Below are 24,205 nucleotides of genomic sequence, written 5' to 3' on the forward strand. Positions count from 1 at the left end.
CAGATCACCAGAACGTAAACGAAGCGGTCGTCTAGGCGGCCGAGGAGCAACAAGGAGCAACCAGTGGCGAAGGCCAAGTTCGAGCGGACGAAGCCGCACGTGAACATCGGCACCATTGGACACATCGACCACGGTAAGACCACGCTTACCGCGGCGATCACCAAGGTGCTCCACGACAAGTACCCGGACCTCAACCCCTTCACGCCGTTCGAGGACATCGACAAGGCGCCGGAGGAGCGCGAGCGCGGCATCACGATCTCGATCGCGCACGTCGAGTACCAGACCGAGGCCCGGCACTACGCGCACGTGGACTGCCCGGGGCACGCGGACTACATCAAGAACATGATCACCGGTGCGGCGCAGATGGACGGCGCCATCCTCGTGGTCGCCGCCACCGACGGCCCGATGCCGCAGACCAAGGAGCACGTGCTCCTGGCCCGCCAGGTCGGCGTCCCCTACATCGTCGTCGCCCTGAACAAGTGCGACATGGTGGACGACGAGGAGATCCTGGAGCTCGTCGAGCTCGAGGTCCGCGAGCTGCTGTCGGAGTACGAGTTCCCGGGCGACGACGTCCCGGTCGTGCGCGTCTCCGCCTTCCAGGCGCTGCAGGGCGACGAGAAGTGGTCCGCGTCGATCGTCGAGCTGATGGACGCCGTCGACGAGAACGTGCCGGAGCCGGTGCGTGACACCGAGAAGCCGTTCCTGATGCCGATCGAGGACGTCTTCTCGATCACCGGCCGCGGCACCGTCGTGACCGGCCGCATCGAGCGCGGTGTCGTCAACGTCAACGAGACCGTCGACATCATCGGCATCAAGCCGGAGTCCACCTCGACCACCGTCACCGGTGTCGAGATGTTCCGCAAGCTGCTCGACCAGGGCCAGGCGGGCGACAACGTCGGCCTGCTCCTGCGTGGCATCAAGCGCGAGGACGTCGAGCGCGGCCAGTGCGTGATCAAGCCGGGCACGAACACCCCGCACACCGAGTTCGAGGCGCAGGTCTACATCCTGTCCAAGGACGAGGGCGGTCGGCACACGCCGTTCTTCAACAACTACCGTCCGCAGTTCTACTTCCGGACCACCGACGTCACCGGCGTGGTGAACCTCCCCGAGGGCACCGAGATGGTCATGCCGGGCGACAACACCGAGATGCGCGTCGACCTGATCCAGCCCGTCGCCATGGAGGAGGGCCTGAAGTTCGCCATCCGTGAGGGCGGCCGGACGGTCGGCGCCGGTCGCGTCACCAAGGTCATCAAGTAACACCCCTCGTCACGCGGCGGCCCGGTCGTCGGGCAACCTCAACCGGGCCGCCGCGTCACGACCACTGAAGTAACCAGCGGCACTACAGCAAAGGACACCGAGGCCACCATGGCGGGACAGAAGATCCGCATCCGGCTCAAGGCCTACGACCACGAGGTCATCGACACCTCCGCGAAGAAGATCGTTGAGACGGTGACGCGGACGGGCGCCAAGGTCGCGGGCCCGGTGCCGCTGCCGACCGAGAAGAACGTGTACTGCGTCATCCGTTCGCCGCACAAGTACAAGGACAGCCGCGAGCACTTCGAGATGCGCACGCACAAGCGGTTGATCGACATCATCGACCCGACGCCCAAGACGGTCGACTCGCTGATGCGACTCGACCTTCCGGCCGGCGTTGACATCGAGATCAAGCTCTAAGGGACGCACCGAGAGATGAGTACGCAGAGGAAGGGCGTCCTGGGCGAGAAGCTCGGCATGACCCAGGTCTTCGACGATGAGGGCCGGATCGTTCCGGTGACCGTCGTCCAGGCCGGGCCGTGTGTCGTCACCCAGCTCAAGAGCCAGGAGAAGGACGGCTACACCGCCGTCCAGCTCGGGTTCGGGCAGATCGACCCGCGCAAGGTGAACAAGCCGAGCACGGGTCACTTCGAGAAGGCCGGCGTCACGCCGCGCCGCTACCTCGTCGAACTGCGGGCTGACGACACCACCGAGTTCGAACTCGGCCAGGAGATCACCGCCAGCGTCTTCGAGGCCGGCCAGAAGATCGACGTTACCGGCACCAGCAAGGGCAAGGGCACCGCCGGTGTCATGAAGCGCCATGGCTTCAAGGGCCTCGGCGCCTCGCACGGCACCCAGCGCAAGCACCGCTCGCCGGGTTCGATCGGCGGCTGCGCGACCCCTGGTCGCGTCTTCAAGGGCCTCCGCATGGCGGGACGGCACGGCAACGCCCGTACCACCGTGCAGAACCTGACCGTCCACGCCATCGACGCGGAGAAGAACCTGCTGCTCATCAAGGGCGCGGTTCCCGGTCCCAACGGCGGCGTGGTGCTGGTCCGCGACGCAGTGAAGGGAGCGGGCAAGTGACCTCCAAGCTCGACATCGAACTGCCCGCCGAGGTCTTCGACGCGAAGACCAGCGTGCCGCTGATCCACCAGGTCGTGGTGGCGCAGCTGGCCGCGGCGCGCCAGGGCACGCACGCCACCAAGACCCGGGGCGACGTCTCCGGCGGTGGCAAGAAGCCGTACCGGCAGAAGGGCACCGGCCGCGCCCGCCAGGGCTCGACCCGCGCGCCCCAGTTCGCCGGCGGCGGCGTCGTGCACGGCCCGCAGCCGCGGGACTACTCGCAGCGGACGCCCAAGAAGATGAAGGCCGCCGCACTGCGCGGCGCCCTGTCCGACCGCGCCCGGTTCGGCCGGGTGCACGTGGTCGACAACCTCATCGAGGGCGACACCCCGAAGACGAGGACGGCGCTGAAGGCGCTGCGCGACATCACCGAGGCCAAGCGCGTCCTGCTGGTTCTGGACCGCGAGGACGACGTGACCTGGAAGAGCCTGCGCAACGAGCCGAGCGTGCACGTGATCGTCTCCGACCAGCTCAACACCTACGACGTGCTGGTGAACGACGACGTCGTCTTCACGAAGACGGCGTACGACGAGTTCGTCTCGCGCGCGAAGAAGAAGTAAGGAGGGTCGCACATGAACAAGATCGCTGACCCCCGCGACGTCATCATCGCGCCGGTCGTCTCGGAGAAGAGCTACGGGCTGCTGGACGAGAACAAGTACACCTTCGTCGTCCGCACGGACGCCAACAAGACGCAGATCAAGCAGGCCGTCGAGTCGGTGTTCGGTGTCAAGGTGACGAGCGTGAACACGCTCAACCGGCAGGGCAAGCGCAAGCGCACGCGGTTCGGCTACGGCAAGCGCAAGGACACCAAGCGCGCCATCGTCAGCCTTGCCGAGGGCGAGCGGATCGACATCTTCGGCGGCCCGGCCTAAACAGGCCAGGTCGTCCCGAAGACTGACAAGGGATGAACGAAAAAGATGGGCATCCGTAATTACAAGCCGACGACTCCGGGTCGTCGCGGGTCCAGCGTGGCCGACTTCGTCGAGGTCACGCGCCGCGAACCCGAGAAGTCGCTGCTGCGTCCGCTCCCCAAGAAGGGCGGCCGCAACAACCACGGCCGCATCACGACCCGGCACCAGGGCGGCGGGCACAAGCGCGCGTACCGCCTGATCGATTTCCGCCGGCACGACAAGGACGGCGTTCCGGCCAAGGTCGCGCACATCGAGTACGACCCGAACCGCACCGCGCGGATCGCGCTGCTGCACTACGCGGACGGCGAGAAGCGTTACATCCTCGCGCCGCGTGGCCTGCGCCAGGGCGACCGGGTGGAGAACGGGCAGGGCGCGGACATCAAGCCGGGCAACTGCCTTCCGCTGCGCAACATCCCGACCGGTACGGTCGTGCACGCCATCGAGCTGCGGCCCGGCGGCGGCGCCAAGATCGCCCGCAGCGCGGGCGCTGGCGTCCAGCTGCTGGCCAAGGAGGGCAAGTACGCCACGCTGCGCATGCCTTCCGGCGAGATGCGGATGGTGGACGTGCGCTGCCGCGCGACGGTCGGCGAGGTCGGCAACGCCGAGCAGTCGAACATCAACTGGGGCAAGGCCGGCCGCATGCGGTGGAAGGGCAAGCGCCCGACTGTCCGCGGCGTGGCCATGAACCCGATCGACCACCCGCACGGTGGTGGTGAGGGCAAGACCTCCGGTGGCCGGCACCCGGTGAACCCGGCCGGTAAGAAGGAAGGCCGCACTCGCCAGGCGAACAAGTCGAGCGACCGGCTGATCGTCCGTCGTCGCAGCAAGAAGAAGCGGTAGGAGTCGCTCGTCATGCCACGTAGCCTGAAGAAGGGCCCGTTCGTGGACGACCACCTCATCAAGAAGGTGGACGTCCAGAACGAGAAGGGCACCAAGAACGTCATCAAGACGTGGTCGCGGCGCTCCATGATCGTGCCGGACATGATCGGTCACACGATCGCCGTGCACGACGGCCGCAAGCACGTCCCGGTGTTCATCACCGACTCGATGGTGGGACACAAGCTCGGCGAGTTCGCGCCGACGCGTACGTTCCGCAGCCACGTCAAGGAAGACCGCCGCAGCCGCCGAGGCTGAGCAGGCAGAGCAGTTAGCACGTAGGAGAGAGGGAACAGCGATGGAAGCCAGGGCCCAGGCGCGGTTCATCCGCGTCACGCCCAGGAAGGCCCGCCGCGTGGTGGACCTCATCCGCGGCCTGCCTGCCGCGGAGGCTCAGGCGGTGCTGCGGTTCGCCCCCCAGGCAGCCGGTGAGCCGGTGGGCAAGGTGCTGGCGAGTGCCATCGCCAACGCCGAGCACAACTTCAAGCTCGACTCGGGCACGCTCGTCGTCAGTCGCGCGTGGGTGGACGAGGGGCCGACGCTCAAGCGTTTCCGCCCCCGCGCCCAGGGCCGGGCTTACCGCATCAACAAGCGCACGAGCCACATCACCGTGGTCGTGGAGTCGCGAGACGACGCTGTGGCCGCGTCCGGCGGCGGTAAGAAGACGAGGAGGGCCCGGTAGTGGGTCAGAAGATCAACCCGCACGGGTTCCGGCTCGGCATCACCACCGATCACAAGTCCGTGTGGTTCGCCGACAAGCTCTACAAGGACTACGTCAAGGAAGACGTCCAGATCCGGCGCATGCTGCAAAAGGGCATGGACCGGGCGGGCATCTCCAAGGTGGAGATCGAGCGGACCCGTGACCGCGTCGAGGTCAACATTCACACCGCCCGGCCGGGCATCGTCATCGGCCGTCGCGGCGCGGAGGCAGAGCGCCTGCGCGGCGACCTGGAGAAGCTGACCGGCAAGCAGGTCCGGCTGAACATCCTCGAGGTCAAGAACCCCGAGATCGACGCGCAGCTCGTCGCGCAGGGCGTGGCCGAGCAGCTGTCCAGCCGCGTCGCGTTCCGCCGTGCCATGCGCAAGGCGATCCAGTCCGCGATGAAGTCCGGTGCCAAGGGCATCAAGGTCCAGTGCGGCGGCCGCCTCGGCGGCGCCGAGATGTCGCGGTCGGAGTTCTACCGCGAGGGCCAGGTCCCGCTGCACACGCTGCGCGCCGACATCGACTACGGGTTCTACGAGGCCCGGACGACGTTCGGCCGCATCGGCGTCAAGGTGTGGATCTACAAGGGCGAGGCCGCGCAGACGCGCGCCGAGCGCGAGCAGCAGGCCGCGCAGCAGCGCGCCGCGGGCGGCGGCGGTGGCCGTGAGCGTCGCGGTGAGCGTCGTGGCGGCGGCCGTGGTGGCCGTGGTGGCCGTGGCGGCGCCGGTGGCGCCGGTGGCGGCGGCGGTCGCGGCGGCGAGCAGAAGCAGCAGCAGGGTTCCGAGCAGCCGGCGCCGACCGCCGAGGCTGCTCCGCAGGGTGAGGGGAGCTGAGTAACCGATGCTGATCCCTCGCAAGGTCAAGCACCGCAAGCAGCACCACCCGAAGCGCCGCGGCATGGCCAAGGGCGGCACGAGGGTGACGTTCGGCGAGTACGGCATCCAGGCCGTCGAGAGCGCGTACGTGACCAACCGGCAGATCGAGGCCGCTCGTATCGCCATGACCCGCCACATCAAGCGTGGCGGCAAGGTCTGGATCAACATCTTCCCGGACCGTCCGCTGACCAAGAAGCCCGCCGAGACCCGCATGGGCTCCGGCAAGGGTTCCGTGGAGTGGTGGGTGGCCAACGTCAAGCCGGGCCGCGTGCTGTTCGAGATCTCCTACCCGAACGAGCAGGTTGCTCGGGAGGCGCTCACCCGCGCGATCCACAAGCTGCCGATGAAGTGCAAGATCGTCAAGCGAGAGGTGGGTGAGTCCTGATGGCCAAGGGTCTTACCGCCGACGACCTGCGGACCGAGCCCGAGGACGTCCTGGTCACCAAGCTCAAGGAGGCCAAGGAGGAGCTGTTCAACCTCCGCTTCCAGGCCGCGACCGGCCAGCTTGAGAGCCACGGGCGGCTGCGCACCGTCAAGCGCGAGATCGCTCGCATCTACACCGTGATGCGGGAGCGCGAGCTCGGCATCGTGACGGTCGAGGACGCCGCGGAGGGCAACGAATGACCGAGCAGCAGACCGAGCAGCGGAGCAGCCGCAAGATCCTTGAGGGTCTCGTGGTCAGCGACAAGATGGACAAGACCGTGGTCGTGTCCGTCGAGGACCGCGTGAAGCACCCCAAGTACCACAAGGTGATCCGCCGCACGAAGAACTACAAGGCGCACGACGAGGCCAACGAGTGCGGCGTCGGCGACCGTGTCCGTCTCATGGAGACCCGCCCGCTGTCGGCCACCAAGCGGTGGCGCGTGGTGGAGATCCTCGAGAAGGCCAAGTAGGGCCGCAGGCCCGCGGGACGCAGTCCCGCTATTGACCACAGTCTGGTTCCACCAGGCTCGGCGCCCGCGAAGGGGGCGCCGAGAACCGGTGTGACGAACAGGAGTTAGACGTGATCCAGCAGGAGTCGCGACTCAAGGTCGCCGACAACACGGGTGCGAAGGAGATCCTTTGCATCCGGGTTCTCGGCGGCTCGGGTCGGCGCTACGCGGGAGTCGGCGACATCATCGTCGCGACGGTGAAGGACGCCCTTCCCGGCGCCGGCGTGAAGAAGGGTGACGTCGTCAAGGCGGTCGTCGTGCGCACCCGCAAGGAGCGCCGGCGCCCGGACGGCTCCTACATCCGCTTCGACGAGAACGCCGCCGTCCTCATCAAGGACGGCGGCGACCCCCGCGGCACCCGTATCTTCGGCCCGGTGGGCCGCGAACTGCGCGAGAAGAAGTTCATGCGCATCATCTCGCTCGCGCCGGAGGTGCTCTGATGAAGATCCGTAAGGGCGACGAGGTCATCGTCATCGCCGGCAAGGACAAGGGCGCGACGGGCAAGGTCCTGCGCGTCATCCCGCGCGAGGAGCGGGTCGTCGTCGAGGGCGTCAACCTCATCACCAAGAACATCAAGGCCGACCAGCAGCGTGCCGGCAAGGAGAGCGGTCGCGTCACGGTCGAGGCGCCGCTGCACGTCAGCAACGTCGCGATCGTCGAGGACGGCAAGCCGGCACGGGTCGGTTACCGCACCAACGACGACGGCACGAAGGTTCGGATCTCGCGCCGTAGCGGTAAGGAGATCTGAGACCGATGACCGAGACCGTTACCGAGCGTCCCGTGCCGACGCCGAGGCTCAAGGTGCGCTACCGCGAGGAGATCGCGGGCCAGATGCGCGAGCAGTTCGGCTACGCCAACGTCATGCAGATCCCCTCGTTGACCAAGATCGTGGTCAACATGGGGGTCGGTGACGCGGCCAAGGACGCCAAGCTGATCGAGGGCGCGATCCGCGACCTGGCGGCGATCACCGGGCAGAAGCCCGCGGTGAACCGGGCCCGCAAGTCCATCGCGCAGTTCAAGCTGCGCGAGGGCATGCCGATCGGCGCGCACGCCACGCTGCGCGGCGACCGGATGTGGGAGTTCCTGGACCGCCTGCTCGCCACGGCGCTGCCCCGTATCCGCGACTTCCGCGGGCTGTCGCCGAAGCAGTTCGACGGCAACGGCAACTACACCTTCGGGCTGACCGAGCAGGTCATGTTCCACGAGGTCGACCCGGACAAGATCGACCGCTCGCGGGGCATGGACATCACGGTCGTGACGTCCGCGAAGACCGACGACGAGGGCCGGGCGCTGCTCAAGCTCCTGGGCTTCCCCTTCAAGGAGAGCTGAGCATGGCGAAGAAGTCGCTGATCGCCAAGGCGGCGCGGAAGCCGAAGTTCGGCGTGCGCGCGTACACTCGGTGCTCGCGCTGCGGGCGTCCGCGCTCCGTCTACCGGAAGTTCGGCCTGTGCCGTGTGTGCTTCCGGGAGATGGCCCACCGCGGCGAGCTGCCTGGCATCACGAAGTCCAGCTGGTGACCGCGTCCCCCGGAGCGCGGCTCCGGGGGCGGCGGGAGCCGGCCTGTAATGACCAACCGGGCGCCTGAGAGGGCGCCCACGACCGCGCCAAAGGTCCACGGGCCGCATCAATCCGAGGAAACCGTGGCGAGGGAGGGCCAGTAGGCCATGACGATGACCGACCCGATCGCAGACATGCTGACGCGTCTGCGTAACGCGAATTCGGCGTACCACGACTCCGTGGCGATGCCGTACTCGAAGATCAAGGCGCACATCGCCGAGATCCTCCAGCAGGAGGGCTACATCTCGGGCTGGACCGTGGAGGACGCCGAGGTCGGCAAGAAGCTCCTGATCGAGCTGAAGTTCGGCCCGACCCGCGAGCGTTCGATCGCCGGCATCAAGCGCGTCTCGAAGCCGGGTCTGCGCGTGTACGCGAAGAAGGACAACCTGCCGAAGGTCCTGGGCGGGCTGGGCGTCGCGATCATCTCGACGTCCTCGGGCCTGATGACGGACCGTCAGGCCGGCAAGCGTGGAGTGGGCGGGGAAGTCCTCGCCTACGTTTGGTGAGGGGAGGGCACTACAAATGTCTCGTATCGGACGTCTCCCCATCGGCCTGCCCAGCGGTGTCGAGGTGAAGCTCGAAGGCCGCGAGGTCACCGTCAAGGGCCCGAAGGGCACGCTCTCGCACACCGTCGCCGAGCCCATCGAGGTCAAGCAGGAGGACGGCCAGCTCGTCGTCTCCCGGCCCAATGACGTCAACAAGGTGCGCGGCCTGCACGGGCTCACCCGAACGCTGATCAACAACATGGTCGTCGGGGTCACCGACGGCTACAAGAAGACCCTGGTCATCCAGGGCGTCGGCTACCGGGTGGTGGCCAAGGGCAAGAACGTGGAGTTCTCGCTCGGCTACAGCCACCCGATCCCGTTCGAGGCGCCGGAGGGCATCACCTTCACGGTGGAGAGGCCGACGCAGCTCGTCGTCGAGGGCATCGACAAGCAGCTCGTCGGTGAGATCGCCGCCCGCATCCGTAAGCTGCGCAAGCCCGACCCGTACAAGGGCAAGGGCGTGCGCTACGAGGGCGAGCAGATCCGCCGCAAGGTCGGAAAGGCTGGTAAGTAGTCATGGCAGGCACCAAGACCCTGGCCGGCAAGGCCACGAGCGGTCGCCAGCTTGCTCGCAAGCGCCGGCACCTGCGGGTCCGCAAGAAGGTCGTGGGCAGCGCCGCACGGCCGCGCCTGGTCGTGACCCGCTCCAGCAGGCACGTGTTCGTCCAGGTCATCGACGACGACAAGGGCCACACGCTGGCCAGCGCGTCGACGATGGAGGCGGACCTGCGCGCCGACTCCGGCGACAAGACGGCCAAGTCCCGCAAGGTCGGCGAGCTCGTCGCCGAGCGGGCCAAGCAGGCCGGCGTCCACGCGGTCGTGTTCGACCGCGGCGGCAACAAGTACCACGGTCGCATCGCCGCTGTCGCGGACGGTGCGCGTGAGGGGGGCCTCGAGCTCTGATGGCCCTTTACAAGGTGAACGAGAGGAACCACTGATGGCAGCGCAGAGGCGTGGCGGCGGTCAGGGTGGCGACCGTCGCGACCGCCGCGACGACCGCCGCGGTGGCGCCGACAAGGGCCAGTCGTACATCGAGAAGGTCGTGGCGATCAACCGTGTCGCCAAGGTCGTCAAGGGCGGACGTCGCTTCAGCTTCACCGCCCTGGTGATCGTCGGTGACGGCAACGGCACCGTCGGCGTCGGCTACGGCAAGGCCAAGGAGGTGCCCGCGGCGATCGCCAAGGGCGTCGAGGAGGCCAAGAAGCACTTCTTCAAGGTGCCGCGGATCCAGGGCACCATCCCGCACCTGGTGCAGGCGCGCGACGCGGCGGGCGAGGTCCTGCTCCGTCCGGCCAGCCCCGGTACCGGCGTCATCGCCGGCGGCCCGGTGCGCGCGGTCCTGGAGTGCGCTGGCATCCACGACGTGCTGAGCAAGTCGCTGGGCAGCGACAACGCGATCAACATCGTGCACGCGACGATCGCGGGTCTGAAGTCGCTGAAGCGTCCCGAGGAGATCGCGGCCAAGCGCGGCCTGCCGATCGAGGACGTCGCCCCGGCGGCCATGCTGCGCGCGCGTGCCGCGGGCAGCGAGCCGAGGGCGGAGGTCGCGTCGTCGTGAGCAACCTGAAGATCACGCAGACCAAGTCCGTGATCAGCGAGAAGCAGAACCAGCGTGACACGCTGCGCACCCTGGGCCTGAAGAAGATCGGGCAGAGCGTGGTCCGCGAGGACCGCCCCGAGGTGCTCGGCATGATCCGGACGGTGGCGCACCTGGTCGCCGTCGAGGAGGTCGACTGACATGGCGGCTGATCTCGGTAAGGACTCCGCCGCGGAGACCGAGGGCACCCCGCTCAAGGTGCACGACCTGCGTCCGGCCCCCGGCGCCAAGAAGGCCAAGACCCGCAAGGGCCGTGGCGAGGCGTCCAAGGGCAAGACCGCAGGCCGCGGCACCAAGGGCACCAAGGCCCGCAACACCGTCCCCGTCGGTTTCGAGGGCGGCCAGATGCCCCTGATCCGCCGGGTTCCGAAGCTGAAGGGCTTCAAGAACCCGAACCGGGTCGAGTTCCAGGTCGTGAACCTGGACAAGCTCACCGCGCTCTACCCCGAGGGCGGCGAGGTCACGGCGGAGGACCTGGCGAACAAGGGCGCGGTGCGCCGCGGCCGTCCGGTCAAGATCCTCGGCACGGGCGACATCTCCGTCGCGGTCCAGGTGAAGGCGCACGCCTTCTCCGGCGCCGCCAAGGAGAAGATCGCCGCCGCCGGCGGATCCGCCGACGAGCTGTAAGAAGGAACACCTTCGATGCCGGGGCCGTGCCCGCGTGAGGCCCGGGGCCGTCAGGCCGCCGGGTCAGGCGGGGCGGCCCCGGTGTCATCTGCTGTTAGAGTCACACGAGCGAAGGTACTCGGCGTGAGATTGCGCACTCTGCCGTCACACCGGGTATTCTCCGCCCGAACTCATGGATCTGAAACCGCCCCCTCGGCGGCCATGAACCCGCCAGTCGCGCAGGAGGAATGGTGCTGACCGCGTTCGCTCGGGCTTTCCGTACGCCTGACCTGCGTAAGAAAATCCTCTTCACGTTGTTCATGATCGTGGTGTTCAGGATCGGCTCGATCCTGCCCACGCCCAACGTGAACGTGAAGGTGCTGAAGGAGACCGCGGACGCGGCCAAGGACAGCAACCAGCTCTACGGCCTGGTCGATCTGTTCAGCGGCGGCGCGTTGCTGAAGCTGTCGGTCTTCGCGCTCGGCATCATGCCGTACATCACGGCCAGCATCATCTTGCAGCTGCTGACGGTGGTGATCCCGCGGCTGGAGGCCCTCAAGAAGGAGGGCCAGGCCGGCACGACGAAGATCACCCAGTACACCCGGTACCTGACGGTCGGGCTGGCGATCCTGCAGGCGACCGGCATCGTCGCGATGGCGAGCACCGGCCAGTTGTTCCAGGGCATCTCCGGCAGCGGCGACATCCTGTACGACAAGGGCATCTTCCCGATCATCACCATGGTGGTCATCATGGTGGCGGGCACGAGCGTCATCATGTGGCTGGGCGAGCTGGTCACCGACCGTGGCGTCGGCAACGGCATGTCCATCCTGATCTTCACCCAGGTGGTGGCGGTCTTCCCCGCCCAGTTCTGGAGCATCTACAAGACCAAGAACGGGTTCGTCTTCGCGATCGTGATCCTGGTCGGTCTGGCGATCATGGCCGGGGTGGTGTTCGTCGAGCAGGCGCAGCGGCGCATCCCCGTCCAGTACGCCAAGCGGATGGTGGGGCGCCGCATGTACGGCGGCACGTCGACCTACATCCCGCTGAAGGTCAACCAGGCCGGCATCATCCCGATCATCTTCGCGTCCTCGCTGCTCTACCTGCCGGTTCTGGCCACCCAGTTGTGGCCCAACACCAAGTGGCTGCAGAAGGTGCAGCCCTATCTCCAGCAGGACAACGCCTGGCATATGGGGATCTTCTTCGTCTTCATCATCTTCTTCACGTACTTCTATGTGGCGATCACCTTCAACCCCACTGAAGTCGCCGACAACATGAAGAAGTATGGTGGATTCATCCCAGGTATCCGTCCTGGTCGGCCGACCGCCGAGTACCTCGACTTCGTGCTGACCCGGATCACCACACCCGGTGCGCTCTACCTGGGGCTCGTGTCCCTCATCCCGATGGTCGCCTTCGCACTCATGAAGGCGAGCTCGGACTTCCCGTTCGGCGGCACGAGCATCCTCATCGTCGTCGGCGTCGGACTGGATACCGTGAAGCAGATCGAGAGTCAGCTCCAGCAGCGCAACTACGAGGGCTTCCTCCGGTAGTGCGTATCGTCCTGGTGGGCCCCCCGGGAGCGGGCAAGGGGACGCAGGCCCAGTTCATCGCATCTCATCTGTCGGTCCCGAAGATATCGACAGGTGACATCTTCCGCGCGAACGTCAGCGGCGGGACGCCGCTCGGCCGGCAGGCCAAGCAGTACATGGACCGCGGCGACCTCGTCCCCGACGAGGTCACGATCGCGATGGTCCGCGACCGGCTCGGCGAGGACGACGCACGCGACGGGTTCCTGCTGGACGGGTTCCCGCGCAACGTCCCGCAGGCCGAGACGCTGAAAAAGATCCTCGCCGAGTGGGACACCCGCCTCGACATCGTGCTGGAGCTCGTCGTCGACGAGGACGAGGTCGTCCGGCGGCTGTCGGGGCGGCGCACCTGCGACAAGTGCGGCCGGATCTGGCACGTCGACTTCGACGACAAGCAGGACGACATCTGCGACGACTGCGGCGGTCGCCTGTTCCAGCGGGACGACGACAAGGAAGAGGTCGTCATGCACCGCCTGGAGGTGTACCGGCACGACACGTCGCCGCTGGTGCAGTTCTACGCCGACGAGAACATCCTCGTCGGCATCGACGCGACGGGACCGGTCGAAGAGGTCACCAAGCGCGCCCTCACCGCCCTGCGCCCGCTGGAGAAGTGACGGGCCCGCGGGAGAAGTGACGGGCCGCCGTGAAGCCGTAGGCGCGGACGCGGGTGATCCCGCGTCCGCGCGGCCGTTTCGGCGCCAGAACCGGTGCAAGGGGAGAGATGTTCAAACGGCGTAGGCTCACGATCCAGATGAAGACCGCGGAGCAGATCGAGCTGATGCGCGCGGCGGGGCTGCTCGTCGGCCGGACGCTGGAGCTGCTGCGCGAGGCCGTCAAGCCCGGCATGAGCACCCTGGACCTGGACGCGCTCGCCGAGCGGCACATCCGCGACAACGGCGGCGTCCCCTCGTTCAAGGGCTACCACGGCTTCACCGGCACGATCTGCGCGTCGGTCAACGAGGAGATCGTGCACGGCATCCCGCGGGCCGACAAGATCCTTCGCGAGGGCGACGTGCTGTCCATCGACTGCGGCGCGATCGTGGAGGGCTGGCACGGCGACGCGGCGATCACGGTCCCGGTGGGGGAGATCACCGACGAGGAGCGGCTGCTGCTGGAGGTCACGGAGGCGTCCCTGTGGCGCGGCCTCGCGGCCGGGCGCGCCGGCGCCCGCCTCACGGACATCTCCCATGCGATCGAGGCCCACATCCGTTCTCAGGGTCCCTACGGCATCGTCGAGGGCTACGGCGGGCACGGCATCGGGACCGAGATGCACATGGACCCGCTGATCCCCAACCACGGGGCGCCCGGGCACGGGCCCGTCCTGGAGCCGGGCATGTGCTTCGCGGTGGAGCCGATGGTGAACCTCGGCACGAAGGAGACCGCCGAGCTCGACGACGGCTGGACGGTCGTGACGACCGACGGGCGCGCCTCGGCGCACTTCGAGCACACGTTCGCGGTCACGGCGGACGGGCCTCGCGTGCTGACCGCGCTCGACGAGGGCCGCGATCGGTTCGCGAAGCTCGGATCCGCGCCGCAGAATGGATAGAGAAGGCAGGTCCTGAGGAGCGGAGGAACGATGGCGCCGAACCCTGAGATCCGGGCGTCGGACGCCGACCGCGACCGGGTGGCGGCGAGTCTGCGCGAGCACTGCGCGGAGGGCCGGATCACGATGGACGAGCTGCAGGAGCGGCTGGACGCGGTCTACGGGGCGAAGACGCTCGGGCAACTCCAGGAGGTCACGTCCGACCTGCCGGAGGAGGACCTTTACCAGCTCCCGGTCCCCGCGACGCAGAGCAAGGGCACCGCGTCGCCGGCGCGGCGGCCGTCCGGCGACCTCGAACCGCAGCGGATGTGGGCGATGTGGGGCGCCTGGGCGACGGTCAGCGCGATCAATGTGACGGTGTGGCTGATCATCCTGGTGACGGCGGGCGCGGTCTACCCGTGGTGGATCTGGGTGGCGGGCCCGTGGGGCGCCGTCCTGCTGATGCGCACGCTCTTCGGCGGGCGCCGGGGCGACTGCTGACGCGCCCGCCCGGCGGGGCTCACTCCACGTCCATCAGGGGCCGGTAGTTCCCGGTCGGGGCGAAGTGGGTGGTGGCGGTGCCGTCCTCGCCGACCAGGTGGAGGGCGAACCCGGCGGGCTCCCCGGTGACGGCCGCGCGGCCCCGCTGGGTGAGGTCGAGGAACAGCTGCCGGTAGGTGCTCGGGCAGGTGGTGCAGACCCGTCCCGCCAGCGATCCGACCGTCGCCCGGTGCGCGTGCCCGGAGATCACCCGGACGACCTGCGGGTGCCGGGAGATCACGGACGCGAATCCGGCGGGGTCGACGAACCGCAGGTCGTCGATGAACCGCATCCCGATCGGGTACGGCGGGTGGTGCGTGGCGATGACGGTCGGGACGCCGGGCGCGGCGCTCAGCGTCTCCTCCAGCCAGTCGAGCCTCTCCTCGCTCATGTGCCCGTGGGGATGGCCGTCGACGGTGGTGTCGCAGCACACCAGGCGCACGCCGGCCACGTCGACGGCGTACTGGACGGGAGCCCCGGGCCCGGTCCCCGTCGCCGCGACCGCCGGATGGTCGGCGAACATCCGGCGCATCTCGTCGCGGTCGTCGTGGTTGCCGCACATCGGGTAGACGGCCATCGGCAGCGGCGACAGCAGCGCGTGCAGCCGGGCGTACTCGGCGGGCTGGCCGCGGTCGGCGAGATCTCCGGTCAGGACGACGGCGTCCGGCCGCGCGGGCAGCGACAGCAGGCTCGACACGGCGGCCCGCAGGGCGCGGACCGGCCCGGAGTCGTCGTCCATCCCGCCGTCGCGCCCGGCCGCCAGATGGATGTCGCTGAGCTGCGCGATGATCGCCATCGATCCCCTCCCCGTTGCCCCCAGCACATCACGGAACCCCGCGCCCCGGGCAGCCCCGGGCGCCGGGCGCCGGGACGATCTTCGCGTCCGCGTGGCCGCACTGTCGACTCGCCCCCCGGCGAGGACCTCGTCGCCCGGGCGTGAAGGTGCGCGGGGCACGTCCGTCCGCGCCCCGGGCGGGAGCCTGGCCGCCTGGGCGCCGGTCAGGCGACGTGGGGGATGACCAGGGACAGGGCCGAAGTGATCTCTTCGGGGGCGGGGGCGACGTCGGGGACGACGTCGCGGAGGGCGAGCCAGCCGTTGATGGCCTGGACGGTCGGCTTGGCCTCGATGAGCTGGGGGTCGTCCAGCCCGTACCAGGCGGCGACCTTGGACCACCGCCACAGCCGGTGACCGGCGGTGGACATCTCCGAGGACGGGAAGCCGGTGGCGCCGCGCGCCCCGGTGATCGCGTGCCGGACCGAGTCGAGGGACCGGCCCACCCGCTCGGCGATGTCGCGGATGGTCAGCAGCGGGTCGGCCTCCACCTGCAGGACGTGCAGGCCGGGCGCGCTCTCCTCGACATGCCCGACCACCTCCATGATCGCCACGGCGAGGGTGGCGCCCGGCCAGGTGCACGAGGCGTTGCCCAGACGGTCCGCCGAGCGGAGCTCGTCGTTCGGACGGTGGTGGGTGGGGGCTGGAGCATGGTCGGCGTGCTGCGGCTCGCTGATGATCGACACCGTGACCGCGCCGTACGTGCGGTCGAACAGCGGGTCGAGTTCGTCCTCGTAGAGGGGACGGCTGAGGATCAGCGCGAAGTCATAGCTCGGCATGCTGACCCTCCTCGTACGTCTCTCCTCCTGGAAAGGTACAACGCGCAGGCGATGTATGCTTGACTCGGGAGCAGTCTCCGGACGCGTGTCATGCGTCGATTTCGCATTGGACGGCCGGTTGACGTAGACTCCCTTGTCGGTCCGTCGACGGCCGCCCGATTTCCCCTTCCTGGCGCTTCCGCGCCGCGGTGCGGGTTGCGGCCGATTCTCCCCTGGAGAGCCGGGCCGCGTCCAATGAGCCGATCAGCGAAGCGCGGAGGACATGCCCAAGAAAGAAGGGGCCATCGAGATCGAGGGCACCGTCATCGAGTCGCTGCCGAACGCCATGTTCAGGGTGGAGCTCGACAACGGGCACAAGGTGCTCGCCCACATCAGCGGCAAGATGCGGATGCACTACATCCGAATCCTGCCGGACGACCGCGTTGTTGTGGAGCTGAGCCCCTACGACCTCACGCGCGGTCGGATCGTCTACCGCTACAAGTAAATCCCACTGGGGTTGCCTTCCCTGTGCGTGGCGGCGCGGGGGTGACCCTTATCTCTAGGAGACCCAGTGAAGGTCAAGCCGAGCGTCAAGAAGATCTGCAACAAGTGCCGCGTCATCCGTCGGCACGGCCGGGTCATGGTCATCTGCTCCGACCCGCGCCACAAGCAGCGTCAGGGCTGACGCTCACCACCCAGCAAGCGCACCGCAGCCTTCACACGGCCGTACGTGCCGGGTCCGGGAAATCCGGAGTCCAGCACGTACGGCAGTGTCGTGTGGAGGAGCACCCCCGGACCTTCGGAGGCCGGGGCCGCCACCCGGGCAGGGTGTTCGCGGAAGCGGTGCGTCCATACCTCCGGACGAATGAAGGGAACTGCCCACATGGCACGCCTCCTCGGCGTCGACCTCCCGCGCGAAAAGCGCCTTGAGGTCGCTCTCACCTACATCTTCGGCATCGGCCGGACGCGGGCGCTGGAGACCCTCTCGGGTACCGAAATCAGCGGCGACCTGCGCGTGCACCAGCTCGGCGACGACGAGCTGGTCAAGCTCCGCGACTGGATCGAGGCGAACTACAAGATCGAGGGTGATCTTCGCCGCGAGGTCCAGGCGGACATCCGCCGCAAGATCGAGATCGGGTGCTACCAGGGCATCCGGCACCGCCGCGGGCTTCCGGTGCACGGTCAGCGCACGCAGACCAACGCGCGCACCCGCAAGGGCAAGAAGAAGACCGTGGCCGGCAAGAAGAAGGCCGGCAAGAAGTAGTCCGGAGTCGGTCCTCCGGATCGATGACCTCAAGAGTAGAGAGAGCACATGCCTCCTAAGAGCCGTGTCGGCGCCAAGAAAGTGCGCCGCAAGGAAAAGAAGAACGTCGCTCACGGGCACGCCCACATCAAGAGCACGTTCAACAACACGATCGTTTCGATCACCGACCCCAACGGCAACGTGATCTCCTGGGCCTCCTCGGGCCACGTCGGGTTCAAGGGCTCGCGCAAGTCCACCCCGTTCGCCGCGCAGCAGGCCGCCGAGGCCGCCGCCCGGCGCGCGATGGAGCACGGCATGCGCAAGGTCGACGTCTTCGTGAAGGGCCCGGGCTCGGGCCGCGAGACCGCCATCCGGTCGCTGCAGGCGACCGGCCTCGAGGTGGGCTCGATCCAGGACGTCACGCCCGTTCCGCACAACGGCTGCCGCCCGCCGAAGCGTCGCCGGGTCTGAGGCAGGGGAGATCTAGAACAATGGCTCGTTACACCGGTGCGGACTGCAAGCTCTGCCGCCGCGAGAAGATGAAGCTGTTCCTCAAGGGCAGCAAGTGCGAGGGCCCGAAGTGCCCGATCGAGATCCGTCCCTACCCGCCGGGTGAGCACGGTCGCGGTCGGCCCAAGGAGACCGAGTACCTGCTGCAGCTTCGCGAGAAGCAGAAGGCGCGGCGCATCTACGGCGTGCTGGAGCGGCAGTTCCACAACTACTACGTCGAGGCGACCCGCCAGCAGGGCAAGACGGGTGACAACCTGCTCACGCTGCTGGAGCGCCGGCTCGACAACGTCGTCTACCGGGCAGGCTTCGCCAAGTCCCGCGACATGGCCCGCCAGCTCATCCGGCACGGCCACATCCGGGTCAACGGCAAGAAGGTCAACATCCCGTCGGCCCTGGTCGGCGAGGCCGACATCCTCGACGTCAAGCCCAAGTCGCTGGAGATGACGCCGTTCCAGGTCGCCAAGGCCGAGGTCGGCGAGCGTCAGGTCCCGGCGTGGCTCGGGGTCGACGGCGAGAAGATGCGGATCCTCGTGCACTCCCTGCCCGTCCGGCAGCAGATCGACGCTCCCGTCCAGGAGCAGCTGATCGTCGAGCTCTACTCCAAGTAAGGGCTCAACGCCCGCCGGGGTCCCCCGTTGGGACCCCGGCGGATCGGGGAAGAATCCAGAACGCGGTAGTCAAATAGCGGGCACCGCGGAAAGAAGGCACCACCATGCTCATCGCTCAGCGTCCGACTCTCACCGAAGAGCAGGTCGACGAGTACCGGTCGCGGTTCACCATCGAGCCGCTGGAGCCGGGCTTCGGGTACACGATCGGCAACTCGCTGCGCCGTACCCTGCTCTCCTCCATTCCCGGTGCCGCCGTCACCAGCATCCGGATCGAGGGCGTCCTGCACGAGTTCTCGACCGTGCCGGGGGTGAAGGAGGACGTCACCGACATCATCCTGAACCTCAAGGAGCTCGTCGTCTCCTCGGAGCACGACGAGCCCGTCGTCATGTACCTGCGCAAGCAGGGCCCGGGCGAGGTGACCGCGGCCGACATCGCGCCTCCGGCGGGCGTGGAGGTCCACAACCCGGACCTGCACATCGCCACGCTGAACAACAAGGCCAAGCTGGAGATGGAGCTGACGGTCGAGCGCGGCCGCGGCTACGTCTCGGCCGCGCAGAACAAGCAGCCGGGCCAGGAGATCGGCCGGATCCCGATCGACTCCATCTACTCGCCCGTGCTCAAGGTCACCTACAAGGTCGAGGCCACCCGAGTCGAGCAGCGCACCGACTTCGACCGCCTCATCCTGGACGTGGAGACCAAGCAGGCGATGCTGCCGCGCGACGCGGTCGCCTCCGCCGGCAAGACCCTCGTCGAGCTGTTCGGGCTGGCCCGGGAGCTCAACGTCGAGGCCGAGGGCATCGACATGGGCCCGTCCCCGACGGACGCCGCGCTGGCCGCGGACCTCGCCCTGCCGATCGAGGAGCTGAACCTCACCGTCCGCTCCTACAACTGCCTGAAGCGCGAGGGCATCCACTCGGTGGGCGAGCTCGTCGCCCGCAGCGAGCAGGACCTGCTCGACATCCGCAACTTCGGCGCCAAGTCGATCGAAGAGGTCAAGCAGAAGCTCAACGACATGGGCCTGTCGCTGAAGGACTCCCCGCCCGGGTTCGACCCGAGCGCGGCGGCCGACAACTACGGCGACGACGACCAGGGCTACGCCGAGACCGAGCAGTACTAGGAACCCGAGTCCGGCGGCCGGGGGCCCGAGGCCCCCGGCCGGTCCGGAACCAGCTGACACCGGTACCTGACACGGCCGGTGCAGGAAGGAAACGACATGCCCCAGCCCACCAAGGGCGCCCGCCTCGGCGGCGGCGCCGCGCACCAGCGCCTGATCCTGGCCAACCTGGCCACGGCGCTGTTCGAGCACGGCCGCATCACCACCACCGAGGCCAAGGCCCGGCGGGTGCGTCCGCTGGCGGAGAAGCTGATCACCAAGGCGAAGAAGGGCGACCTGCACAACCGTCGCCTGGTCGCCAAGACGATCCGCGACAAGGGCGTCCTGCACGAGCTCTTCACCGAGATCGCGCCGCGCTTCGAGAGCCGTCCCGGCGGCTACACCCGCATCACCAAGATCGGGCCGCGCAAGGGCGACAACGCCCCGATGGCCGTGATCGAGCTGGTGCAGGAGCAGCTGGCGGCGTCCACCGGCGGGTCCGCTCCCGCCGCCAAGGCCGCCCCGGAGCCGAAGGCCGAGGAGAGCGACGCCAAGGCGGACGAGGCGGCGACCGAGGCGGACGACACCGCCGCCGCCGACGCCAAGGACGAGGCCGCCGGGGACGCGGAAGCCAAGGACAAGGGCGAGAAGGAGTAATCCGCCGTTTGACCTGGTCGAGCGTTTGCTCGACATTCGTGAGGGCCCGCCGTTTCCATCGGGACGGCGGGCCCGAACTTTGCCAGACTTGATCGCATGGTCATGGCAGGAGGGCGAGGGTTCACCGGGGAGCGTGTCAGGGGAGTGCCCGACGAACGCGGTGTGCCCGGAGGGATGACGGACGTTGCAGAAGGACGACTCGGCTGACATGACCGCACTGGTACGACTCCGGCTCGACATCTCCTACGACGGGTCGGACTTCGCGGGCTGGGCGAGGCAGCCGAACCAGCGGACGGTCCAGGGCGTCATCGAGGACGCGCTGGCCCGGATGCTGCGTCTGGACCCGCCGCCCATGCTCACCGTCGCCGGCCGCACCGACGCCGGCGTCCACGCCCGCGGGCAGGTCGCCCACCTCGTCGTCCCCGTCGCCGCCTACTCGGCGATCAACGGGACGATGCCGCGCCGTCTCGCCGGGCTGCTGCCCCCGGACGTGCGGGTGTGGCGCGTGTCGATCGCCCCGGAGGGGTTCGACGCGCGGTTCTCCGCGCTGTCGCGCCGCTACGTGTACCGGGTGTGCGACAACCCCTTCGGGGTGGAGCCGCTGCGCCGCCACGACGTGCTGTGGCACCCCCGCCCCCTGAACCTCGGCCGGATGAACGAGGCCGCCCGCAGGCTGGTCGGCGAGAACGACTTCGCCGCGTACTGCCGCAGGCGGGAGGGCGCGACGACGATCCGCGAGTTGCTGCGCTACGAGTGGGCGCGCGACGACCGCGACCCGCACCTCGCGCTCGCCACCGTGCAGGCCGACGCGTTCTGCCACTCGATGGTCCGCGCGCTCGTCGGCGCGCTGCTGATGGTGGGGGACGGGCGGCGCGAGATCGAGTGGCCCGCGCAGGTGCTCGCGGCGCGCGTCCGCGACTCCGGCGTGAACGTGGCGCCCGCACACGGCCTGTCGCTGGAGGAGATCCGGTATCCCGAGGACGAGAGCCTGGCCAGGCGGGCCCAGGAGACCCGCCGCGTACGGACGCTGAACGCCACGGCCGCCGCGGCCGCCGACCAGCCGCCCGCCCCGCCCGGCGGCGCCGCGCCCCGGCAGGGCGGCTGACCCGCCGTCCCGGGGCTCAGCCCCGGGACCGCGCCACGATCGGGCGCAGGTCGTAGTCCAGGAAGAGCTGCGCCGCCTTCTTGATCGTCGGGTCGCCGGGCTTGGCCTTCCTGCCGTTCGCCCACTGGACGTAGGCGTAGGCGACGTACCGGCCGCGGACGGTCGCCGCCGCGTACCCGCCGGCCTGGTCGATGTCGGGGGACCGCTTGCCCGCCATGCCGCGGAACCACTCGTAGCGGGCGGGGTCGCCCGACTTGCTCACGGCGATCGCGGCCGCCTTCGTCGGCATCACCGCGATCCCCGAGGTGACGGCGAGCTTGCTCTCCGGGTCGATGTAGGTGGCACGGACGATCTTGCGGCACTGGTCCTTGCGCAGGGCGGCGAGCATGGAGCCGCGGGCCGCGTAGGTGACGTCCCGGTTGAGCGACCAGCGGTCCCGGAGGTAGGTCCGGTCGCCGAACCGGATGGTCTCGGTCGGGAAGACGTCGTGGAACGTCAGGTCGGCGGTGTCGGTCTTCTCGTTGGTGATGTCCACGGGGGCGGCGGCCGTGGCGGACGGTGTGACCGCGGGCGTGGTCTGCGCCGCCGCGGGCGACTCGGGGGTCCTGCGGTCCTTGCCGCCGTCGCCGTCCGATCCCGTTCCGCCGATGAGGAACAGGGCGCCGACCGCCGCGAGGATGACGGCGGCGACGCCGCCGATCAGCACCGGGCGCCCCTTGCCGCCGCCCCGGCCGGTGACGGGCATGCCCTGCGGGGGGCGTCCGGGCGGCGGGGCGTCGGCCGGGGCGGCGCCCTCGCCAGGGAAGAGCGGCGTGCCCACCTGGGGCTGTTCGGCGTCCGCCGCGCCCACCGCTGCCGGGTCGGCGTGCGGGAACGGGCCGCTTCCGGTGGGCGGGACGACGCCGGGCGGCAGGATGGCGTCCGGGACGAGCACGGGCGCGAGCGAGGCGGAGTCCTCCGCCTTCTTGGCCTTCTCGAACGCCGAAAGCGACGCGGGGACGTCCGTCGCGGTGTCGGTCGCGGCGGGGTGTTCCACGGTGGCCTCGGTCTCTGGTGTGACGACCCCCGCGCCCTCGCCTCGTGGCGTCGCGTCCGGGAACCCGCCCTGCGCGGGCGGGACGGGCGGGAAGCCTTCGGGGTCGGTCTCGTCGGGGGAGATCGGTGGCTTGACGATCGGCTCGGCGGGGACGGCGCCGCGGGAGTCGACGCGCGGGACGCCCCTCCCGGCGACGAGCGTCCCGGGCGGGGCCGAGGCGATGTGGGGAGCGGTGGGGACCTCGGGGAGGCGGGGGGCCTCGGGAGCGGAGACGTCCGCCTCGGCGAGGGCCTCCTCGGCCAGGGCCTCCTCGACCACGGGCGCCGACAGCATCTCCGGCGCCTGCTCGGCCGGCGGGGCGGCGTCCGCGGACTCCGCGGCCCACCAGGGGGCCTCCAGCCCGAAGGCGGGGAGCTTGAGGGGAGCGGCCTCGTCGGCCTGCTCGCCGTGCTCCCGTGCGTCTCTAGGTCCAGACATAAGCAGTGAGGGTATTCATGGGGGTCACTTCTGAAGGGGCTTGCCTTCGGTCTCCCGGTAGTGCAGCGCCAGTGCCAGGTTGCTGCCCTTGACCAGCTGGGTGCCGAAGACCCGGACGGCGGCATGGTACTTGGTGGAAATCTTCTTGCCGTCCGGCCGCTGCACCCAGGTCATGATGACGTAGTGGCCGCGCGCCTGCGAGGTGCCGAGCGCCTCGCCCTTGCCGTTGTTCTTGCTGACGCCCTTGCCGGGCAGCGCCACCAGGAACGCGTCCTTGGCGGCGGCGGCCTTCACGGCCGTCTTGGCCGCGGCCTCGGTCTGCAGGTTGAACACGCCGACCGTGCCGATGAGGGAGCCGTTGCTGAGCGCGTAGGTGGCCCGGAGCGACTGCGTGCAGCGCCCCTTCTTGAGGGCCTTCGCCAGCGCCGTGCCGCCGACGACGCCGGTGCAGCTCTTCTTCCCGGTGGCGGCCGTCCGCACGTACTTGAGACGGCCCGACTTGAACGTCGCCTTGCCGAAGACCTCCTTGAGGGTCAGCGGCGCGGGGTCGGTGGTGCGGCTCTGGAGCTTCACCGGAGCAAGGACGGGCTGCGTGGGGCTCGGCGTGGCCTGCGGCTGCCGGGACGTGGCCTGCGTCGGCTTCGACTCCGGCTTGGAGTCGCCCTTCAGCATCGACGACAGTCCGACGCCGCCGCCGATGAGGAGGATCCCGGCGACCGCGGCGCCGCCGATGATCAGCGGGAGGTTGCGGCGGCGCTCGGGGCGCTCGGGCGGGCCGGACGGCCCGGGCGGCATGCCCTCGTAGGAGCCGAAGCCGCCCTCGCCCGGGGGGTTCTCGCCATAGGCGCCGCCGGCGACGGGCTCGTCGCCCCATGCGGGCGGCTGGTCGGACCAGGCCGCGGTCTGCTCGCCGGGCGCCTCGCCCCCGGGCCCGCCACCGGGCGCACCGCCGCCGTAGGGGGCGTTGCCGAACCCGTCGTTGCCGAAGTTGTCCTGGCCGAACTTGTCCTGGCCGAAGCTGCCGCCGCCGCCGAACGGCGGCGTGCCGGGCCCCTCGTCACGTGGTGCGAAAGGGGATTCGTCGTTGTCCTGGCCGTACGGTGGCGCTTCGGCTCCGGGTCCGTACGGCGCGTGCGGCGACTGCCGGGGAGGCCAGTCGCCGGGTTTGCCTTGATCGCCCGGATAACCCATGGGTTGGACCTTACCGTTCCTCGTTCAGGGTTCTGGACCTTCGCGACACCCACCATGACATGGGGGCG

At 69.1% G+C, this 24,205-nt stretch carries 38 protein-coding genes; 34 read left to right on the forward strand and 4 right to left on the reverse strand.

Features of this window, described 5'->3' with window-relative positions; translation table 11 throughout:
• Window positions 1-63: 63 nt before the first annotated feature.
• From tuf to AB0H37_RS30990, 26 genes are all read left to right on the forward strand, one after another.
• Window positions 64-1,257 (forward strand): elongation factor Tu, encoded by a 1,194-nt coding sequence (gene tuf / locus AB0H37_RS30865; RefSeq protein ID WP_179837686.1) that lies wholly within the window; start codon window positions 64-66, stop codon window positions 1,255-1,257.
• 108 nt (window positions 1,258-1,365) lie between these two features.
• Window positions 1,366-1,674, forward strand: a complete 309-nt coding sequence (gene rpsJ / locus AB0H37_RS30870; RefSeq protein WP_018657599.1) for a 30S ribosomal protein S10 — start codon at window positions 1,366-1,368, stop codon at window positions 1,672-1,674.
• A gap of 15 nt (window positions 1,675-1,689) precedes the next feature.
• Entirely contained in the window at window positions 1,690-2,340 is a 651-nt protein-coding gene (gene rplC, locus AB0H37_RS30875; RefSeq protein ID WP_179837685.1) for a 50S ribosomal protein L3, read from the forward strand.
• Window positions 2,337-2,939: a 50S ribosomal protein L4 gene (rplD, locus tag AB0H37_RS30880; RefSeq protein ID WP_329085277.1), complete on the forward strand. Its 603-nt coding sequence runs from the start codon at window positions 2,337-2,339 to the stop codon at window positions 2,937-2,939. The genes rplC and rplD overlap by 4 nt, the downstream gene beginning before the upstream one ends.
• 12 nt (window positions 2,940-2,951) lie before the next feature.
• Window positions 2,952-3,251, forward strand: coding sequence for a 50S ribosomal protein L23 (gene rplW / locus AB0H37_RS30885; RefSeq protein WP_329085279.1), 300 nt, complete (start codon window positions 2,952-2,954; stop codon window positions 3,249-3,251).
• Between the two features lie 45 nt (window positions 3,252-3,296).
• Entirely contained in the window at window positions 3,297-4,130 is an 834-nt protein-coding gene (gene rplB / locus AB0H37_RS30890; RefSeq protein ID WP_179837683.1) for a 50S ribosomal protein L2, read from the forward strand.
• Window positions 4,131-4,142: 12 nt separating this feature from the next.
• The gene (gene rpsS / locus AB0H37_RS30895) at window positions 4,143-4,424 is read left to right on the forward strand and encodes a 30S ribosomal protein S19 (RefSeq protein ID WP_089314946.1); all 282 of its coding nucleotides are present in this window, start codon (window positions 4,143-4,145) and stop codon (window positions 4,422-4,424) included.
• A 40-nt stretch (window positions 4,425-4,464) separates the two neighbouring features.
• On the forward strand, window positions 4,465-4,848 hold the full coding sequence (gene rplV, locus AB0H37_RS30900) for a 50S ribosomal protein L22 (RefSeq protein ID WP_089314945.1): 384 nt from the start codon (window positions 4,465-4,467) through the stop codon (window positions 4,846-4,848).
• Window positions 4,848-5,702: a 30S ribosomal protein S3 gene (gene rpsC / locus AB0H37_RS30905; protein WP_179837682.1), complete on the forward strand. Its 855-nt coding sequence runs from the start codon at window positions 4,848-4,850 to the stop codon at window positions 5,700-5,702. Before rplV ends, rpsC begins: the two co-directional genes overlap by 1 nt.
• 7 nt (window positions 5,703-5,709) lie before the next feature.
• On the forward strand, window positions 5,710-6,129 hold the full coding sequence (gene rplP, locus AB0H37_RS30910) for a 50S ribosomal protein L16 (protein ID WP_089314943.1): 420 nt from the start codon (window positions 5,710-5,712) through the stop codon (window positions 6,127-6,129).
• A complete protein-coding gene (gene rpmC, locus AB0H37_RS30915) occupies window positions 6,129-6,368 on the forward strand; it encodes a 50S ribosomal protein L29 (protein WP_089314942.1) in 240 nt (79 codons plus the stop codon). Before rplP ends, rpmC begins: the two co-directional genes overlap by 1 nt.
• Window positions 6,365-6,637, forward strand: a complete 273-nt coding sequence (gene rpsQ / locus AB0H37_RS30920) for a 30S ribosomal protein S17 (protein ID WP_089314941.1) — start codon at window positions 6,365-6,367, stop codon at window positions 6,635-6,637. The genes rpmC and rpsQ overlap by 4 nt, the downstream gene beginning before the upstream one ends.
• Window positions 6,638-6,747: 110 nt before the next feature.
• A complete protein-coding gene (gene rplN, locus AB0H37_RS30925; RefSeq protein ID WP_021596728.1) occupies window positions 6,748-7,116 on the forward strand; it encodes a 50S ribosomal protein L14 in 369 nt (122 codons plus the stop codon).
• Entirely contained in the window at window positions 7,116-7,424 is a 309-nt protein-coding gene (rplX, locus tag AB0H37_RS30930) for a 50S ribosomal protein L24 (protein ID WP_141580642.1), read from the forward strand. The genes rplN and rplX overlap by 1 nt, the downstream gene beginning before the upstream one ends.
• Before the next feature lie 5 nt (window positions 7,425-7,429).
• Entirely contained in the window at window positions 7,430-8,005 is a 576-nt protein-coding gene (rplE, locus tag AB0H37_RS30935) for a 50S ribosomal protein L5 (protein WP_089314939.1), read from the forward strand.
• Window positions 8,006-8,007: 2 nt separating this feature from the next.
• Window positions 8,008-8,193, forward strand: a complete 186-nt coding sequence (locus AB0H37_RS30940) for a type Z 30S ribosomal protein S14 (RefSeq protein WP_018657585.1) — start codon at window positions 8,008-8,010, stop codon at window positions 8,191-8,193.
• Between the two features lie 147 nt (window positions 8,194-8,340).
• Complete coding sequence (gene rpsH, locus AB0H37_RS30945) at window positions 8,341-8,739, forward strand: 30S ribosomal protein S8 (protein WP_089314938.1); 399 nt, start codon at window positions 8,341-8,343, stop codon at window positions 8,737-8,739.
• A 16-nt stretch (window positions 8,740-8,755) separates the two neighbouring features.
• Window positions 8,756-9,292: a 50S ribosomal protein L6 gene (gene rplF, locus AB0H37_RS30950; RefSeq protein ID WP_329085301.1), complete on the forward strand. Its 537-nt coding sequence runs from the start codon at window positions 8,756-8,758 to the stop codon at window positions 9,290-9,292.
• Window positions 9,293-9,294: 2 nt separating this feature from the next.
• The gene (gene rplR, locus AB0H37_RS30955) at window positions 9,295-9,681 is read left to right on the forward strand and encodes a 50S ribosomal protein L18 (protein WP_089314936.1); all 387 of its coding nucleotides are present in this window, start codon (window positions 9,295-9,297) and stop codon (window positions 9,679-9,681) included.
• A 31-nt stretch (window positions 9,682-9,712) separates the two neighbouring features.
• The gene (gene rpsE / locus AB0H37_RS30960) at window positions 9,713-10,336 is read left to right on the forward strand and encodes a 30S ribosomal protein S5 (RefSeq protein WP_149259522.1); all 624 of its coding nucleotides are present in this window, start codon (window positions 9,713-9,715) and stop codon (window positions 10,334-10,336) included.
• Window positions 10,333-10,515, forward strand: a complete 183-nt coding sequence (gene rpmD / locus AB0H37_RS30965; protein ID WP_179837680.1) for a 50S ribosomal protein L30 — start codon at window positions 10,333-10,335, stop codon at window positions 10,513-10,515. The genes rpsE and rpmD overlap by 4 nt, the downstream gene beginning before the upstream one ends.
• A 1-nt stretch (window position 10,516) precedes the next feature.
• Window positions 10,517-11,002, forward strand: a complete 486-nt coding sequence (rplO, locus tag AB0H37_RS30970) for a 50S ribosomal protein L15 (RefSeq protein WP_179837679.1) — start codon at window positions 10,517-10,519, stop codon at window positions 11,000-11,002.
• A gap of 230 nt (window positions 11,003-11,232) precedes the next feature.
• Window positions 11,233-12,528, forward strand: coding sequence for a preprotein translocase subunit SecY (gene secY, locus AB0H37_RS30975; RefSeq protein ID WP_179837678.1), 1,296 nt, complete (start codon window positions 11,233-11,235; stop codon window positions 12,526-12,528).
• Window positions 12,528-13,178, forward strand: coding sequence for an adenylate kinase (locus AB0H37_RS30980; protein ID WP_179837677.1), 651 nt, complete (start codon window positions 12,528-12,530; stop codon window positions 13,176-13,178). Before secY ends, AB0H37_RS30980 begins: the two co-directional genes overlap by 1 nt.
• A gap of 107 nt (window positions 13,179-13,285) precedes the next feature.
• A complete protein-coding gene (map, locus tag AB0H37_RS30985; RefSeq protein WP_329085307.1) occupies window positions 13,286-14,110 on the forward strand; it encodes a type I methionyl aminopeptidase in 825 nt (274 codons plus the stop codon).
• 30 nt (window positions 14,111-14,140) lie between these two features.
• The gene (locus AB0H37_RS30990; RefSeq protein WP_179837675.1) at window positions 14,141-14,587 is read left to right on the forward strand and encodes a DUF1707 domain-containing protein; all 447 of its coding nucleotides are present in this window, start codon (window positions 14,141-14,143) and stop codon (window positions 14,585-14,587) included.
• Between the two features lie 19 nt (window positions 14,588-14,606).
• Here AB0H37_RS30990 and AB0H37_RS30995 read toward each other — a convergent pair whose 3' ends face one another.
• Together AB0H37_RS30995 and AB0H37_RS31000 are read right to left on the reverse strand one after the other, a co-directional pair.
• Window positions 14,607-15,422 carry a phosphodiesterase gene (locus AB0H37_RS30995; RefSeq protein WP_179837674.1) on the reverse strand — a complete coding sequence of 272 codons (816 nt, stop codon included), beginning with the start codon at window positions 15,420-15,422 and terminating at the stop codon, window positions 14,607-14,609.
• Between the two features lie 203 nt (window positions 15,423-15,625).
• Entirely contained in the window at window positions 15,626-16,237 is a 612-nt protein-coding gene (locus AB0H37_RS31000; protein WP_360616570.1) for a hypothetical protein, read from the reverse strand.
• Between the two features lie 262 nt (window positions 16,238-16,499).
• On the opposite strand from AB0H37_RS31000, the gene infA reads away from it, so the two are divergent.
• From infA to truA, 8 genes are all read left to right on the forward strand, one after another.
• Window positions 16,500-16,721, forward strand: a complete 222-nt coding sequence (infA, locus tag AB0H37_RS31005) for a translation initiation factor IF-1 (RefSeq protein ID WP_018657567.1) — start codon at window positions 16,500-16,502, stop codon at window positions 16,719-16,721.
• Between the two features lie 66 nt (window positions 16,722-16,787).
• Window positions 16,788-16,901, forward strand: coding sequence for a 50S ribosomal protein L36 (rpmJ, locus tag AB0H37_RS31010; RefSeq protein ID WP_021596712.1), 114 nt, complete (start codon window positions 16,788-16,790; stop codon window positions 16,899-16,901).
• Between the two features lie 198 nt (window positions 16,902-17,099).
• Window positions 17,100-17,480, forward strand: coding sequence for a 30S ribosomal protein S13 (rpsM, locus tag AB0H37_RS31015; protein ID WP_329085315.1), 381 nt, complete (start codon window positions 17,100-17,102; stop codon window positions 17,478-17,480).
• 48 nt (window positions 17,481-17,528) lie between these two features.
• Window positions 17,529-17,930, forward strand: a complete 402-nt coding sequence (gene rpsK / locus AB0H37_RS31020; protein WP_021596710.1) for a 30S ribosomal protein S11 — start codon at window positions 17,529-17,531, stop codon at window positions 17,928-17,930.
• Between the two features lie 20 nt (window positions 17,931-17,950).
• Window positions 17,951-18,577, forward strand: coding sequence for a 30S ribosomal protein S4 (gene rpsD / locus AB0H37_RS31025; protein ID WP_179837672.1), 627 nt, complete (start codon window positions 17,951-17,953; stop codon window positions 18,575-18,577).
• Window positions 18,578-18,681: 104 nt separating this feature from the next.
• The gene (locus AB0H37_RS31030) at window positions 18,682-19,695 is read left to right on the forward strand and encodes a DNA-directed RNA polymerase subunit alpha (RefSeq protein ID WP_067454600.1); all 1,014 of its coding nucleotides are present in this window, start codon (window positions 18,682-18,684) and stop codon (window positions 19,693-19,695) included.
• A gap of 96 nt (window positions 19,696-19,791) precedes the next feature.
• The gene (gene rplQ, locus AB0H37_RS31035; protein ID WP_329085319.1) at window positions 19,792-20,328 is read left to right on the forward strand and encodes a 50S ribosomal protein L17; all 537 of its coding nucleotides are present in this window, start codon (window positions 19,792-19,794) and stop codon (window positions 20,326-20,328) included.
• A gap of 208 nt (window positions 20,329-20,536) precedes the next feature.
• Window positions 20,537-21,433, forward strand: a complete 897-nt coding sequence (gene truA, locus AB0H37_RS31040; RefSeq protein WP_360616571.1) for a tRNA pseudouridine(38-40) synthase TruA — start codon at window positions 20,537-20,539, stop codon at window positions 21,431-21,433.
• A gap of 16 nt (window positions 21,434-21,449) precedes the next feature.
• Here the strand turns inward: truA and AB0H37_RS31045 are convergent, their stop codons facing one another.
• Together AB0H37_RS31045 and AB0H37_RS31050 are read right to left on the reverse strand one after the other, a co-directional pair.
• Window positions 21,450-22,946: a hypothetical protein gene (locus tag AB0H37_RS31045; RefSeq protein WP_360616572.1), complete on the reverse strand. Its 1,497-nt coding sequence runs from the start codon at window positions 22,944-22,946 to the stop codon at window positions 21,450-21,452.
• A gap of 24 nt (window positions 22,947-22,970) precedes the next feature.
• Complete coding sequence (locus AB0H37_RS31050; RefSeq protein WP_360616573.1) at window positions 22,971-24,137, reverse strand: hypothetical protein; 1,167 nt, start codon at window positions 24,135-24,137, stop codon at window positions 22,971-22,973.
• Window positions 24,138-24,205 lie beyond the last annotated feature (68 nt).

The organism is Actinomadura sp. NPDC023710, from assembly GCF_040639875.1.
GTDB lineage: Bacteria > Actinomycetota > Actinomycetes > Streptosporangiales > Streptosporangiaceae > Spirillospora > Spirillospora citrea.